14 protein-coding genes are annotated in these 14,949 nt (G+C 45.6%); 11 read left to right on the top strand and 3 right to left on the bottom strand.

All coding sequences use genetic code 11. The annotated features are described in order from the left end of the window. Nucleotides 1-23: 23 nt before the first annotated feature. The 3 genes from KIT90_RS26985 to KIT90_RS26975 are packed head-to-tail and all read left to right on the top strand — an operon-like array spanning nt 24 to nt 3,714. The gene (locus KIT90_RS26985; protein WP_020196769.1) at nt 24-1,424 is read left to right on the top strand and encodes a replicative DNA helicase; all 1,401 of its coding nucleotides are present in this window, start codon (nt 24-26) and stop codon (nt 1,422-1,424) included. Nucleotides 1,425-1,437: 13 nt separating this feature from the next. Next, entirely contained in the window at nt 1,438-2,514 is a 1,077-nt protein-coding gene (gene alr / locus KIT90_RS26980) for an alanine racemase (RefSeq protein ID WP_285379657.1), read from the top strand. Between the two features lie 3 nt (nt 2,515-2,517). Next, a complete protein-coding gene (locus KIT90_RS26975; protein ID WP_285379637.1) occupies nt 2,518-3,714 on the top strand; it encodes a BamA/TamA family outer membrane protein in 1,197 nt (398 codons plus the stop codon). A 53-nt stretch (nt 3,715-3,767) separates the two neighbouring features. Here KIT90_RS26975 and KIT90_RS26970 read toward each other — a convergent pair whose 3' ends face one another. Beyond that, complete coding sequence (locus tag KIT90_RS26970) at nt 3,768-4,187, bottom strand: secondary thiamine-phosphate synthase enzyme YjbQ (RefSeq protein WP_005438458.1); 420 nt, start codon at nt 4,185-4,187, stop codon at nt 3,768-3,770. Nucleotides 4,188-4,493: 306 nt separating this feature from the next. Between KIT90_RS26970 and pgi the strand changes: the two genes are divergently transcribed. Further along, on the top strand, nt 4,494-6,146 hold the full coding sequence (gene pgi / locus KIT90_RS26965) for a glucose-6-phosphate isomerase (protein WP_032802557.1): 1,653 nt from the start codon (nt 4,494-4,496) through the stop codon (nt 6,144-6,146). A gap of 100 nt (nt 6,147-6,246) precedes the next feature. Here pgi and KIT90_RS26960 read toward each other — a convergent pair whose 3' ends face one another. Together KIT90_RS26960 and zur are read right to left on the bottom strand one after the other, a co-directional pair. Next, nucleotides 6,247-6,708 carry a chemotaxis protein CheX gene (locus tag KIT90_RS26960; RefSeq protein WP_005381269.1) on the bottom strand — a complete coding sequence of 154 codons (462 nt, stop codon included), beginning with the start codon at nt 6,706-6,708 and terminating at the stop codon, nt 6,247-6,249. A 9-nt stretch (nt 6,709-6,717) separates the two neighbouring features. Beyond that, nucleotides 6,718-7,182, bottom strand: coding sequence for a zinc uptake transcriptional repressor Zur (gene zur, locus KIT90_RS26955; RefSeq protein ID WP_005438461.1), 465 nt, complete (start codon nt 7,180-7,182; stop codon nt 6,718-6,720). A gap of 286 nt (nt 7,183-7,468) precedes the next feature. On the opposite strand from zur, the gene dusA reads away from it, so the two are divergent. The 7 genes from dusA (at nt 7,469) to KIT90_RS26920 (ending at nt 14,474) form a co-directional block, all read left to right on the top strand. Then, nucleotides 7,469-8,449: a tRNA dihydrouridine(20/20a) synthase DusA gene (dusA, locus tag KIT90_RS26950; RefSeq protein ID WP_032802564.1), complete on the top strand. Its 981-nt coding sequence runs from the start codon at nt 7,469-7,471 to the stop codon at nt 8,447-8,449. A 163-nt stretch (nt 8,450-8,612) separates the two neighbouring features. After that, complete coding sequence (gene pspG / locus KIT90_RS26945) at nt 8,613-8,828, top strand: envelope stress response protein PspG (RefSeq protein WP_005438463.1); 216 nt, start codon at nt 8,613-8,615, stop codon at nt 8,826-8,828. A gap of 100 nt (nt 8,829-8,928) precedes the next feature. Then, nucleotides 8,929-9,594: a TIGR04219 family outer membrane beta-barrel protein gene (locus KIT90_RS26940; protein WP_005438464.1), complete on the top strand. Its 666-nt coding sequence runs from the start codon at nt 8,929-8,931 to the stop codon at nt 9,592-9,594. Nucleotides 9,595-9,744: 150 nt separating this feature from the next. Continuing rightward, nucleotides 9,745-9,975: a hypothetical protein gene (locus KIT90_RS26935; protein ID WP_005438465.1), complete on the top strand. Its 231-nt coding sequence runs from the start codon at nt 9,745-9,747 to the stop codon at nt 9,973-9,975. A 116-nt stretch (nt 9,976-10,091) separates the two neighbouring features. Continuing rightward, the gene (locus KIT90_RS26930; protein WP_285379633.1) at nt 10,092-11,966 is read left to right on the top strand and encodes an assimilatory sulfite reductase (NADPH) flavoprotein subunit; all 1,875 of its coding nucleotides are present in this window, start codon (nt 10,092-10,094) and stop codon (nt 11,964-11,966) included. Beyond that, nucleotides 11,966-13,702 (top strand): assimilatory sulfite reductase (NADPH) hemoprotein subunit, encoded by a 1,737-nt coding sequence (gene cysI, locus KIT90_RS26925; protein WP_032802560.1) that lies wholly within the window; start codon nt 11,966-11,968, stop codon nt 13,700-13,702. Before KIT90_RS26930 ends, cysI begins: the two co-directional genes overlap by 1 nt. Next, nucleotides 13,695-14,474, top strand: coding sequence for a phosphoadenylyl-sulfate reductase (locus KIT90_RS26920; protein WP_009705533.1), 780 nt, complete (start codon nt 13,695-13,697; stop codon nt 14,472-14,474). Before cysI ends, KIT90_RS26920 begins: the two co-directional genes overlap by 8 nt. The last annotated feature ends 475 nt before the right edge of the window (nt 14,475-14,949 follow it).

Here is a 14,949-nt window from a genome sequence, read left to right as displayed (position 1 = left end):
ATTAGTAGTTATCGAGCAAAGTCATGGCGGAAAACAGAAATCGCAAACCTTCAGACAGTCAGGTCGACGCAATCAAAGTGCCACCTCACTCGCTAGAAGCCGAGCAATCAGTAATTGGTGGTCTCTTACTGGACAATGAACGTTGGGACACGGTCGCTGAGCGTGTTGTGAGCAGTGATTTCTATAGCCGTCCTCATCGTCTCATTTTCGAAGGCGTTAAAACCATTCTTGAACAGGGTAAGCCTCTCGACTTGATCACCTTGTCTGAGCACCTTGAACGTCACGAACAATTGGAAGACGTGGGTGGCTTTGCGTACCTTGCGGATCTTGCGAAAAACACACCAAGTGCAGCGAACATCAACGCTTACGCGGACATCGTAGCGGAGCGTGCAATCGTGCGCGGTCTGATCGGTGTTGCAAATGAAATTGCGGACGCTGGTTATGATCCACAAGGTCGAAGCTCAGAAGACTTAATTGATATGGCGGAGAGTAAAGTTTTCGCTATTGCAGAATCTCGTACTAGCGAAAACGAAGGCCCACAAAACGTCGATAACATTCTCGAGAAAACGCTAGAGCGTATCGAGATGCTATACAAAACACCTCAAGATGGTGTGACAGGTGTGAACACTGGCTTCAACGACCTCAACAAAAAAACGGCGGGTCTCCAAGGTTCTGATTTGGTTATCGTGGCGGCACGTCCATCGATGGGTAAAACCACTTTTGCGATGAACTTGTGTGAAAACGCGGCGATGGACCAAGACAAACCGGTACTTATCTTCTCGCTAGAGATGCCTGCCGAACAGTTGATGATGCGTATGCTTGCGTCCCTATCTCGCGTTGACCAAACCAAGATCCGTACTGGTCAGCTTGATGATGAAGATTGGGCTCGTATTTCTTCTACCATGGGTATCCTAATGCAGAAGAAAAACATGTATATCGATGATAGTTCAGGCCTAACGCCAACCGAAGTACGTTCCCGTGCTCGTCGTGTGGCGCGTGAACACGGTGGTCTTTCGATGATCATGGTCGATTACCTTCAGTTAATGCGTGTTCCTGCTCTCTCTGATAACCGTACCTTGGAGATTGCGGAAATTTCGCGCTCTCTGAAAGCTCTGGCGAAAGAATTGAACGTTCCTGTGGTAGCACTATCGCAGCTAAACCGTTCCCTAGAGCAACGTGCCGATAAGCGCCCAGTTAACTCGGACTTGCGTGAATCGGGCTCTATCGAGCAGGATGCCGACTTGATCATGTTTATTTACCGTGACGAGGTTTACAACCCTGATAGCCCATACAAAGGCACGGCAGAAATTATTCTTGGTAAGCAACGTAACGGTCCTATCGGTTCGGTTCGCTTAACCTTCCAAGGCCAACACTCGCGTTTCGATAACTACGCGGGCCCTGCATTTGATATCGATGATGAGTAATGCAATGAGCTACATGAAAGCTGCGATGGCATGTATTGACTTGTCAGCACTGCAGCACAATTTACAACGCGTGAAAGAACAGGCGCCAGAAAGCAAAGTGATGGCGGTGGTGAAGGCAAATGGCTACGGTCATGGTCTTCGTCATGTAGCTAAACACGCTACGCATGCTGATGCCTTTGGCGTTGCTCGCATTGAAGAAGCGCTTCAGCTACGCGCTTGTGGCGTGGTAAAGCCAATTCTTTTACTAGAAGGTTTTTACTCACCTGGCGATTTGCCAGTATTGGTGACCAATAACATTCAAACCGTTGTTCATTGTGAAGAGCAACTCGCGGCATTAGAACAAGCCGCTCTCGAAACGCCAGTTGTGGTTTGGCTTAAGATCGACAGCGGTATGCACCGACTTGGCGTGCGCCCAGAGCAGTACGATGAGTTCATCACACGTCTTAAAGAGTGCCCGAATGTGGCGAAACCTCTGCGTTACATGAGCCACTTTGGTTGCGCTGATGAACTGGATAACAGCATCACCACAGAGCAAATCGATTTGTTTATGTCGCTAACGGCTGGCTGTCAGGGTGAGCGCTCTCTGGCGGCATCAGCAGGTCTGCTTGCTTGGCCGCAAAGCCAGTTAGACTGGGTTCGACCAGGCATCATCATGTATGGCGTATCACCATTTGATGATAAAACTGCGCAAGACATGGGTTACAAACCAGTGATGACACTGAAGTCACACTTGATCGCCGTTCGTGAAGTGAAAAAGGGCGAAAGTGTTGGCTATGGCGGTATGTGGACAAGTGAACGCGACACTAAAGTGGGCGTGATTGCTGTTGGTTACGGCGATGGTTATCCACGTACAGCGCCAAACGGTACGCCAGTGTTTGTTAATGGGCGCAAAGTACCAATCGCGGGTCGCGTTTCTATGGATATGCTGACGGTTGATTTAGGTCCTGATGCAATGGATAAAGTAAGCGATGAAGCCATTCTATGGGGTAAAGACTTACCAGTAGAAGAGGTAGCTAGCCACATAGGTACCATTGCTTATGAACTGGTGACCAAATTAACTTCTCGTGTCGAAATGGAATATTCGAAGTAACTCATGAAGACAAGACTATTCTCTGTGCTGGCATTTTCTGCCAGCCTTTTTTTATCTCCGCAGTTGATTGCCAAAGAGAAAGATTCAGCGTTTGTTCCTTTCTATTTCAGTACGGAGACCATGGGCAGCACCATCGGTTTAGCGGGCGTTGCTAAAGGTGTTGGCCAACCCCAAGCAGCCCTGTTTGGTATGGGCTTGTATTCTGAGAAAGACAGTTACGTCGGTTTCCTTTCTGCTTTTAACTACGCTTTGTCGCCAAACCTTTTGTTTAGCACGCAGATGTATCAGGCGCGCTTTAATGACAACCCTTATTACTTAGGTGACCAAGGCTCGAATAACTCTTCAACGGAAGATAAGACTGTAACCAACGGCGACGAAGAGAACTACAAACTGGAGTTCAAGTACCTGCTTCCTTGGGGTAATGTTCGCGAACATGGACTGCTTGGTGCATTCCAACCCGTGAGGGATGTGAGTTTTGCTTCTCCAGTCGATTCTGGTGTCAGCTCAATTATCTTCACCCCGTTCTATTCTTCTCGTGAGTTGGATATCTACAACGACAAGAAAGAAGAGGCGACCGGGTTTAGCCTGACATTTGACTGGGACAACCGCGACAGTGTGCGTAATACAACGCGAGGCTCCCATACCTCGTTGGACCTAACCACAGGAGCTGAAAGCTTACAGTCGGAAGACTTGTGGCTGAAGTGGGAATTCCAAAACAGTCAGTACTACTCGTTGGGTCCACTTGGTGATTGGTTCGATCAGCAAGTGCTCGCGTTTGATTTCTACACAGCAGATACACCGACATGGAACAAATGCGATGGTTTAATGTGTGCTCGTCCTCCAGAGCAAGAGCAAGTTCGCTTAGGTGGTTTGTATCGTCTGCGTGGTTATACCGCGGGTCGTTACCACGGCCGCAGTGCGATTCACTATTCTGCAGAATATCGGGTACTACCAGACTGGCAGCCGCTCGATGATATCCCTCTCATCAACTACTACGATCTGCCGTGGTGGCAATGGGTAGCGTTTGTTGAAGTAGGGCGAGTGGCGGATGACTACGATCTAAAAACGTTGCATGAAGACATGAAGTGGAACGTTGGTGGCGCAGTGCGCTTCCAAGTCGAGGGGATTGTGGTTCGTGCTGAAATGGCCAAAGGCGCAGATGAAGGCACCTTCCGAGTCATGATCAACCAACCGTTCTAAATCGATATAAAAACAAAGGCTAACCTTGTGAGTTAGCCTTTGTTTTATCTGATTTATTCGCCGTTGATGGTGGCGATGATGCGTCGACTTCCACCGTAATCTCGGTGCTCACCTAAGTAAATACCCTGCCATGTACCTAAAGCTAACTGACCGTTTTGGATAGGAATCGTCACACTACTGCCAAGTAAAGACGCTTTAATATGGGCTGGCATATCATCATCGCCTTCATAAGTGTGCTGGTAGTAGGGCGCTCGTTCAGGCACAAACTTATTAAAGTGGGCTTCCATGTCCATACGTACTGTTGGGTCTGCGTTTTCATTTAAGGTCAGGCTAGCGGACGTATGTTGAATAAACAAATGTAACAAACCTACTGAAAGCGATTGAATTTGTGGTAATTGTTGTTCAATTTCATCAGTGACCAGATGGAAACCACGCTGACGCGCTTTTAATTGCAGTGTTTTTTGTGCCCACATATGCGTTCCTTTGGAAAAATTTGATTTGGCGTCTATCCTAATCCAATTAGAGCCTGTCATTACGAAATGATATGATTCTCAGCATAATAAATGAATTGTTTAAATTCGAAACAGGGAACGTGACCTAACTCAATGTGAGTGTAAAGGCACTCCGTCATAATTGATGGCTGAAAAAAAATTACAAAGACTTGTTTTGTGGCAATTCGCCCTAACATCTTATTTATATTCTATTTGCTAAATCGGGGATTCCGCAGTTTTCGCTAGACTGTAAGGAATGGAACCTACTGTAACATCGGGATAAAGACCATGTTGAAAAATATCAATCCAACGCAAACACAAGCTTGGAAAGCGCTAACTGCGCATTTCGAATCTGCACAAGATATGGATCTGAAAGAGCTATTTGCTCAAGACGCAGCGCGTTTCGACAAATACTCAGCACGCTTCGGCTCAGACATCCTAGTCGATTACTCAAAGAACCTAATCAACGAGGACACTCTGAAGCACCTTTTCGCTCTTGCTAACGAGACTGAGCTTAAGTCAGCAATTGAAGCGATGTTCAGTGGTGAAGCGATCAACAAAACAGAAGATCGCGCTGTTCTTCACACTGCACTGCGTAACCGTTCTAACAAGCCAGTAATGGTTGGCGGCGAAGACGTAATGCCTGCGGTAAACGCAGTTCTTGAGAAAATCAAATCATTCACTGATCGCGTAATTGGCGGTGAGTGGAAAGGTTACACAGGTAAAGCAATCACAGACATCGTAAACATCGGTATCGGCGGTTCTGACCTTGGTCCTTACATGGTGACTGAAGCTCTAGCACCATACAAAAACCACCTAAACCTGCACTTCGTTTCTAACGTTGATGGTACTCACATCGTTGAGACGCTGAAGAAAGTAGATCCAGAAACAACGCTATTCTTGATCGCGTCTAAGACGTTCACGACTCAAGAAACCATGACTAACGCGCACTCTGCTCGTGATTGGTTCCTAGAAACTGCTGGCGACCAAGCACACGTTGCTAAGCACTTCGCAGCGCTTTCTACTAACGCTCCTGCAGTATCTGAGTTTGGTATCGACACAGACAACATGTTTGAGTTCTGGGACTGGGTTGGTGGTCGTTACTCACTATGGTCAGCAATCGGTCTTTCAATTGCATTGTCTGTAGGTTACGACAACTTCATCGAGCTTCTAGACGGTGCTCACGAGATGGATAACCACTTCGTATCGACAGATCTAGAAAGCAACATCCCTGTGATTCTTGCTCTGATCGGTATTTGGTACAACAACTTCCACGGCGCTGAGTCTGAAGCAATCCTACCTTACGACCAGTACATGCACCGTTTCGCGGCGTACTTCCAGCAAGGTAACATGGAATCGAACGGTAAGTACGTAGACCGTGAAGGTAACGCAGTGACTTACCAAACTGGTCCTATCATTTGGGGTGAACCAGGCACTAACGGTCAGCACGCGTTCTACCAGCTGATTCACCAAGGCACTAAGCTGATCCCATGTGACTTCATTGCGCCTGCAATCAGCCACAACCCAGCAAGCGACCACCACCAAAAACTGATGTCTAACTTCTTTGCACAAACAGAAGCATTGGCATTTGGTAAGTCAGCAGAAACTGTGAAGGCAGAATTTGCGAAAGCAGGTAAGAGCGAAGAAGAAATGGCGTCTCTAGTACCGTTCAAAGTATTTGAAGGTAACCGCCCAACGAACTCTATCCTAGTTAAGCAAATCACACCTCGCACGCTAGGTAACCTGATCGCAATGTACGAGCACAAAATCTTCGTTCAAGGCGTTATCTGGAACATCTTCAGCTTCGACCAATGGGGTGTTGAGCTAGGTAAACAACTAGCAAACCAAATCCTACCTGAGCTAGCAGATGAGTCAGAAATCAGCTCTCACGACAGCTCGACAAATGGTCTAATCAATGCATTTAAAGCGTTTAAAGCTTAATGTTTGAATAGAAAAAGAAAAGGTCAGCAAACGCTGACCTTTTTTATTGCCTGAGGCAGAAACAAAATAGGTTGGCATTGACCAACCTATTTCTTCTCTATTATTCGAAGCAAATCTCGATGAAAGCATTTCCCCACTGTGAAGAGAAAGGCATGATGATGATTGAGCCTTCACACTTGTGGCGAATGGTGTGGCCTCGACCTGATACCACAACCGGTGTTGCCATATCAAAATCAAATCCACTTTCCGCTAGAATGCGCTTCGCACCGCCTGTCACCATGTTCGTGATCTCACCAACCATGTCCGTCACTTCTTCGTTCAGCCCATTTGGACGTTCACCAAGCATGTTCTGCATGATTTCTAGTGCTAACGCTTCATCAAAGGTAATCGACATTGAACCACGAGTTTGTGGACCAACCATACCGATAAGGCCAGAAACGTCGCCTCGTGCGATCTCATCTTTCTTGATTCGCGGTTTTTGTGGCTTCAATTCAAGCGAAGCCATGGTTTTTAGCACATTCATTAACGAAGCTAAAAACGGGTTTACAAATTCAGCGCGCATAACGTTCTTCTATCTTTCTTCTTTCGTCTCCGAGGAACATGCCTGGCACTCGCCATGGGTTTCGATCACTTGATTCGTCAGTTTGAATCCATGTTTCTCGGCGTTATTGGCTAATAAGGATATCAGCGTCTCGTCTTCAAGTTCAACGACATCGCCACATTTATCGCAAATTAGCAGTTGGAAAAAGTGCTGTTGAGTGTTGAACGAACAGCAAGTGATAAAGCTGTTGTTTGATTCCACTCGATGAATAAAGCCTTGTTCTAGAAGAAAATCTAATGCTCGGTATACCGTCGGTGGTTTAGCCTGAGGCTCACTCTCTTTCAATTGCTCCAATAGCTCATACGCACTTGAGGCGCGGCGATTAGAACAAATAAGCTCAAAAACGCGTCGGCGTTGCGGCGTCAATCTTACTCCGCGCTCAGCGCAGATTTGTTCAATTTGTTCAAGGATTGTTGGGTCCAAATCTTTCACCATAACTATCGGACGTGCTTTATGATAAACCATTTCTATACGAAGTTCGTTTAGAAAGACTCCATTTTACCCACTATCAGACCGAAAATCATGAATTAAAGCAAGCCAGTGCCCCTTAGAGCGCGCAACAGATATCACAGAACGAGACACCAATGCCGAAATGCGCTTATCAGCGATTGAATTCACAAGGCTCGCATCCACTGCACAGTGGGTATACAATACCCGACTTAATTTTTTTGAGCGCACCTTCGCGCTCTACCTTGGCAACGTAAAAACGGGTGTTTATATCATGACTCATTCTTGCAGGCTCTCTGTAGCACCAATGTTGGATTGGACAGATCGTCATTGTCGCTACTTCCATCGCTTAATGACCAAAGAAACCCTGCTGTACACCGAAATGGTGACCACAGGCGCGATCATTCATGGAAAAGGGGATTTCCTTGCTTATAACGAAGAAGAGCATCCGTTAGCCCTTCAGCTTGGTGGTTCAAACGCAGCGGATTTGGCTACGTGTGCCAAACTCGCTCAAGAGCGTGGTTATGATGAAATCAACCTAAACGTAGGTTGTCCATCGGATCGTGTTCAAAACGGTCGCTTTGGTGCATGCCTAATGGCAGAGCCTCAACTGGTTGCGGACTGTGTTGCGGCGATGAAAGACGTGGTTGATATTCCTGTTACGGTAAAAACTCGTATCGGTATTGATGACCAAGATTCTTACGAGTTCCTAACCGATTTCGTATCTATCGTCTCTGAGAAAGGCGGCTGTGAGCAGTTCACTATCCACGCACGTAAAGCATGGTTAAGTGGTCTAAGCCCGAAAGAGAACCGTGAGATCCCACCATTGGACTACCCACGTGCTTACCAACTGAAGAAGGATTTCTCACACTTAACGATTGCGATTAACGGTGGTGTGAAATCACTGGAAGAAGCGAAAGAGCATCTACAACACCTAGATGGCGTGATGATCGGTCGTGAAGCTTACCAAAGCCCTTACTTGCTAGCATCTGTTGACCAAGAGTTGTTTGGTTCAAATGCTCCAGTGAAAAAGCGCAGCGAAATCGTTGAAGAGATGTACCCGTACATTGAAGCGCAATTGGCAAAAGGTGCTTACCTTGGCCATATCTCGCGTCATATGCTGGGTCTGTTCCAAAACATGCCGGGTGCTCGTCAATGGCGTCGTCACATCAGTGAAAACGCGCACAAACCGGGTTCTGGTCTAGAAGTGCTGCAAGATGCGCTGGCGAAGATTCCAAAAGAATTGAACGTGTAAATTTCACCAGTGGTTGGTGAAAATTACCAACTTAAAAATAGAAAAGCCAGAGTGCAGAAATGTCTCTGGCTTTATTTTTACTTATAGATCATGGTGTTATTCTTGTTTTTATAAGTTGGTACAGAACCTGCTCTAGTAAAACTAAAACAAAGGAGAAGTGATTATGTTGGAGCTGATCTTTATTTTAGTATTTGCGGCAACTCTGCTTGTAACTGGTATTACGATGGTGACTGTATTTGCTGCGACTGGCATTGCATTGGTGGTGATGTTCTTATTGGGCATGGTTGGAGCTGTGCTAAAACTATTACCTTGGTTAATAGTGATTGCATTAGGCATATGGTTTTTTAAAAACTTCGTCGCTCAGCCTCGTTATAAGTAACGGATTGTAGAGATTTAGTTGATGGTGGGCTGTGAGAGTATGTTAGTATTTCTCACATGCCCCTTAATGTTGAAATCAGCTATCTCGGAGTAAAAATTACATGACATATAAAGCGACCATCGCTTTAGCGACACTATCGTTGGCAGCATCTTACCCTTGTTTTGCAGAACAAGAGTCTTCTTTCACAACCACGGTTGGTGCAGAAGTTTGGGTTGCGGATACCAAAGTGAATGAAGTAAGAAGAGATAGCGATACAACGGGTACTTTCTACGCAGCGATTGAACATGACGTAAAATACGTACCAAACGCGCGTCTTCGTTACTCAAGCGTTGATGCCGATTACATGGGATTCGATAAACTAGACCTCACTCTTTACTACCAAATTCTTGAACACGACTTAATGCACTTTGATGCGGGTCTGACCTTTAGTAATTTGAGTGACACAAAATACGTAGACGCAGGTACCAATGCTCGTACAGAAGATTTTGATGAGCTGATTTGGGCTTGGTATGGCTATGCAGAAATCACCGTGCCAAATACAAACTTTGATGTGATTGGTGAGATGAACTTTGGTGATAACAAGGGGATTAAGAGTACTGACCTAATGGCTGGTGTTCAGTACCGCATTCCTTTCCAAGAGTCTGAATTAACATTCCGTGGTGGTTACCGAGTGATCGACTTGGAGTCAGAAGAGTTTCTATCGAGCCTAGGTAAAGAGTTCATTTTTGCGGACGGTTTCTTCGTTGGCGCTCAGTACTCCTTCTAAACACATTTCTCTGAATCTCTTAAAACGTCGCTTTATAAGCGGCGTTTTTTTATATCACTTCATTATATTAAATCGAATTTCTCGCCCAAGTATCAGACTTCGACCATGCTTATCTAGGAGCAATGTATAAAAGTTGGAGCAGGGATTGCGATGACAATAAATGAATTACGACATCTATTTCGTGACAACCAGCTAGTAGAAGCCATCATCGAACCTTCAATTCAAGAAGGTGGATGGGTTGTTGAGTTTCGGCACGCGCGCGGTGGGTTTGTCTGTCTAACGGACAGTCACGGGGAAGAGTGCCATTATGATGATCTTGATACGGCATCCAAATCGGCAATGGCCGTCGGCTTTCAGCAGGTGCGCATTGAAGATCGGTGAGTCTTAGCTCGGCTTGCTTACTTCCAAAAAGTTATAAAACATTCTCTTCTATTCTTTCTTGTTATTAGAGAGAGTGGTTAATCTATCGTCACGCAATGAATAGGGATGTCGTGACAATGTCTTTTCAACAGAATGAATATTCTCACAAGAAAGTGTCGGAAGATAATAATGGGCAAGGTGGTAATCCACCAATCGCAAGCCCGCTTAATGACCAACAATTTAACTCACTCCAGCAAACTGTCTCAGAGTTGTCTTCACAGCAACTTGCATGGGTCAGCGGTTACTTCTGGGGACTCGCTCAAAACCAACCAAGTGCAGCAGCTGCAACGCCTATCGCACAGGCGGCTGCTTCTGTTGCTGCAAAACCAGCAGGCAAGCTAAGCATCATTTTTGCTTCTCAAACCGGTAATGCGAAAGGCGTTGCTGAAGCACTAGAGCAAGAAGCCAAAGCAGAAGGCATTGCTGTAGAGCTGTTTGATGCTAGCGATTATAAAGGCAAGAACTTAGCAAAAGAGACTCACGTGATCATCGTGGCGTCGACCAATGGTGAAGGCGAAGCGCCAGACAATGCCATTGAACTGCATGAGTTCCTTCAATCTAAGAAAGCACCCAAGTTACCAAATCTACAATACGCAGTGATTGCACTTGGAGATTCTAGTTACGAGTTCTTCTGCCAAACGGGCAAAGACTTCGATACTTACTTGTCTAAGTTAGGTGCAACTGCCTTCATCGATCGCATTGATTGTGATGTGGATTATGAAGCGCCGGCGGCTGAATGGCGTAAGCAAGCGCTTGAACAAGTAAAAGAAGCCCTTTCTTCAGGCAATGAAGCAGAAGTAGTCCAACTACCTGTTGGTCAAGCAGCTCCAGGACATTCTGCTTATAACAAGCAAAACCCATATACCGCAACGTTACTGACAAGCCAGAAAATCACGGGTCGCGATTCGGGCAAAGATGTTCGCCACGTAGAGATTGACCTTGAAGAATCAGGTTTAACTTATCAAGCTGGCGATGCTTTAGGAGTGTGGTTCGATAATAGTTCAGAATTAGCCAACGCGATCTTAGCTAAGGTTGGTCTATCCGGTGTAGAAAGTGTTGAAGTGGATGGCGAAAGCCTTTCTATTCATAGTGCATTGGTTAGCAAGTACGAAATCACCGCATCAAACCCTCAACTTGTCACTAAATTCGCAGAGCTATCTGGTAGCAAGAAACTACAAAAGCTAGTGGAAGATAAAGACAAGCTTCGTGAGTACGCTGCAAATACCCAAGTTGTAGATGTACTTGCAGAGAAGAAGACCAAGCTAAGTGCAGAAGAATTGGTTGGTTTACTTCGTCGATTGACGCCTCGTCTATATTCTATCGCTTCGAGTCAAACGGAAGTCGATGAAGAGGTTCACCTAACCGTAGGCTTGGTTGAATACGACAAAGGTGATGAAAAGCGCTATGGAGGAGCATCGAGTTTCCTCGCTCAACGTCTAGAAGAGGGTGGTGAAGTGAAAGTGTTTGTTGAGCACAACAATAACTTCAAACTGCCACAAGATGACAACACACCAATCATCATGGTTGGTCCTGGTACCGGTATTGCGCCTTTCCGTAGCTTTATTCAAGAGCGTGATAACCGTGACGCGGAAGGTAAGAACTGGTTGTTCTTTGGTGACCGTACCTTTACTCAAGATTTCCTTTACCAAGTTGAATGGCAGAAGTACCTCAAGTCAGGTTTGCTGACTCGCCTTGATGTTGCGTTTAGTCGCGACCAAGCAGAGAAGGTTTACGTTCAACATCGCATCCTAGAAAACGCTGAACAAGTGTGGCAATGGATTCAAGATGGTGCCTACATCTATGTATGTGGTGATGCCACTCGTATGGCAAAAGATGTTCACGATGCGCTGGTATTTGTAGCCGAGCAACAAGGCAAGCTATCTCGTGAAGAAGCCGAAGCATTTATCAACGAACTACGTAAAGCGAAACGTTACCAAAGGGATGTGTACTAATGAGCGCGAATCAACAATCAAACAGCCAAGAAGTATTAGGTGAGGTGCTTGGTCCACTCTCGGATAACGAGCGCCTTAAAAGAGAAAGTAATTTACTGCGTGGAACGATTGAACAAGATCTGCAAGACCGCATTACTGGTGGCTTTACTGCAGACAACTTCCAATTGATTCGTTTTCACGGAATGTACCAGCAAGATGACCGCGATATCCGTAACGAGCGTGCTAAACAAAAGTTGGAGCCGCTACATAACGTCATGCTTCGTGCACGTATGCCGGGTGGCATTATTACACCAAAGCAATGGCTAGCGATCGACAAGTTTGCAACTGAGCACTCTTTATATGGAAGTATTCGTCTTACTACTCGTCAAACGTTCCAGTTCCATGGCGTGCTAAAACCAAATATCAAGTTGATGCACCAAACGCTAAACAGCATTGGTATTGATTCGATTGCAACCGCGGGTGATGTTAACCGTAACGTGTTGTGTACCACTAACCCAGTAGAGTCGGAGCTACACCAAGAAGCTTACGAATGGGCGAAGAAGATCAGTGAGCATCTACTACCGAAGACACGTGCTTATGCAGAGATTTGGTTGGACGGTGAAAAAGTAGAAAGCACGGAAGAAGATGAACCGATTCTGGGTAAGAACTATCTACCACGTAAGTTTAAAACTACAGTGGTTATCCCACCGCAAAATGACGTAGACGTACACGCTAACGATCTTAACTTCGTAGCGATTGCGGATAACGGCAAGCTGGTCGGTTTTAACGTGCTTGTTGGTGGCGGTCTAGCGATGACACATGGCGATACATCAACTTATCCACGTAGAGCGGACGACTTTGGTTTTATCCCACTAGAGAAAACACTTGATGTTGCCGCTGCTGTAGTAACAACTCAACGTGATTGGGGTAACCGTTCTAACCGTAAGAATGCAAAAACCAAATACACATTAGATCGTGTCGGTAGTGATGTGTTTAAAGCGGAAGTAGAAAAACGTGCCGGTGTTAAGTTTGAGCAAAGCCGCCCTTACGAATTCACGGAACGTGGTGACCGTATCGGTTGGGTTGAAGGTATCGATGGTAAGCATCATCTAGCGCTCTTCATCGAAAACGGCCGTCTATTAGATTTCCCAGGTAAACCACTTAAGACGGGTGTTGCTGAAATTGCCAAAATCCATAAAGGTGATTTCCGTATGACAGCAAACCAAAACCTGATTGTTGCTGGTGTACCAAAAAGCCAAAAAGCGAAGATCGAGAAGATTGCTCGTGAACATGGTTTGATGGATGACGGTGTAAGTGAACAGCGTAAGAACTCGATGGCGTGTGTGGCGTTCCCAACGTGTCCATTAGCAATGGCAGAAGCAGAGCGTTTCCTACCTCAGTTTGTAACCGATGTAGAAGGTATTCTAGAAAAGCATGGTCTACCTGAAGAAGACAATATCATTCTTCGTGTAACAGGGTGTCCAAATGGTTGTGGTCGAGCAATGCTGGCAGAAATCGGCTTAGTTGGTAAAGCACCAGGTCGATACAACTTACACCTAGGTGGTAACCGCGGTGGTACTCGAGTACCGAAGATGTATAAAGAGAACATTACGGATAAGCAAATCTTAGAAGAGATTGATCAGCTGGTGGCTCGTTGGGCTGCTGAACGTGAAGAAGGCGAAGCATTTGGTGACTTCACGATTCGAGCTGGCATTATCCAAGAAGTGTTCGTATCAAAGAGGGACTTCCATGCTTGATTCTGTAGCGTCCAAACCGGAGCTAGCAGAGTTACTGACATTAACTAAGACGGAGCAAATCCTCCGTCTTGCTCAAATCAATGTCGAGCTCGAACAGCTTTCGGCACAAGAGAGAGTAAAGTGGGCATTGGATAATTTGGAAGGGGAGTTCGCTGTCTCATCCAGTTTCGGTATCCAAGCTGCAGTGATGCTCCATCTTGTGACACAACAAAAACCGGATATCCCTATCATCCTAACGGACACCGGTTATCTATTTGCAGAGACTTATCAATTTATCGACCAGCTGAAAGCGCAACTGAACCTCAACCTTAAAGTGTACCGAGCAAAAGAAAGTGCCCATTGGCAAGAAGCGCGTTACGGAAAACTTTGGGAACAAGGCGTCGAGGGAATTGAAAAGTACAACAAGATAAATAAGGTTGAACCAATGCGACGAGCTCTGCGAGAGCAAAACGTTGGAACTTGGTTCTCAGGATTGCGCCGAGAGCAAAGTCAGTCTCGTGCTGGTCTACCAATCTTATCAATCCAAAATGGCGTATTTAAATTCTTACCAGTGATCGACTGGACGAATAAAGATGTCCACTACTACTTAGAAGAACATGGCTTGAGTTATCACCCGTTGTGGGAGCAAGGTTACCTCTCAGTAGGCGATACGCACACAACGAGAAAGTGGGAACCGGGAATGTCAGAAGAAGAAACGCGCTTCTTCGGCTTAAAACGTGAATGTGGATTACATGAAGATGACGATAATGAACAAGATGGTTCTGGCATTTAGTTGTTAAGCTCGTAAAAGTCGTGTTCAGGTCTGATAAAGAAAGCTGCTGCAAAGCAGCTTTCTTTGTTTATGGAGGCTAAAAATAAGGGTAAAAAGGATAACTCTGTGGATAAGTTGTTTGCTATCTATGGGTAAAGTTGGATAAATAAGGCTTTGATCGAAAAGTCGTCGCTTAACCATTATTTTTGCAATTTTTGCAAAATAACGCTTGCCAATGTGAGCGCGATCTCTATAATGCCTCCTTGTCGACAGGGCAGAGCTCACAAGGCTTCAAAGCGAAGTCGACAAGGTCAGAAAGAAAAACGAAATAATTTGAAAAAGTGTTTGACACAGAAAATTATCTCGCTAGAATGGCCGCCTCTTCCGAAGTGATGTGAGTCACAAAGAAGAGTAGCTCTTTAAAAATAAGAACCTATCAATCTGTGTGGGCACTCGTTGATGATAATCCAATTAGGTATTTCTTTCTTAACGGAAA

Source organism: Vibrio sp. B172a (assembly GCF_030248355.1).
In the GTDB taxonomy this organism is placed as follows: domain Bacteria; phylum Pseudomonadota; class Gammaproteobacteria; order Enterobacterales; family Vibrionaceae; genus Vibrio; species Vibrio owensii.
Note: the sequence above shows the minus strand (reverse complement) of the source record. Positions and strands in the feature narration are given on the sequence as shown.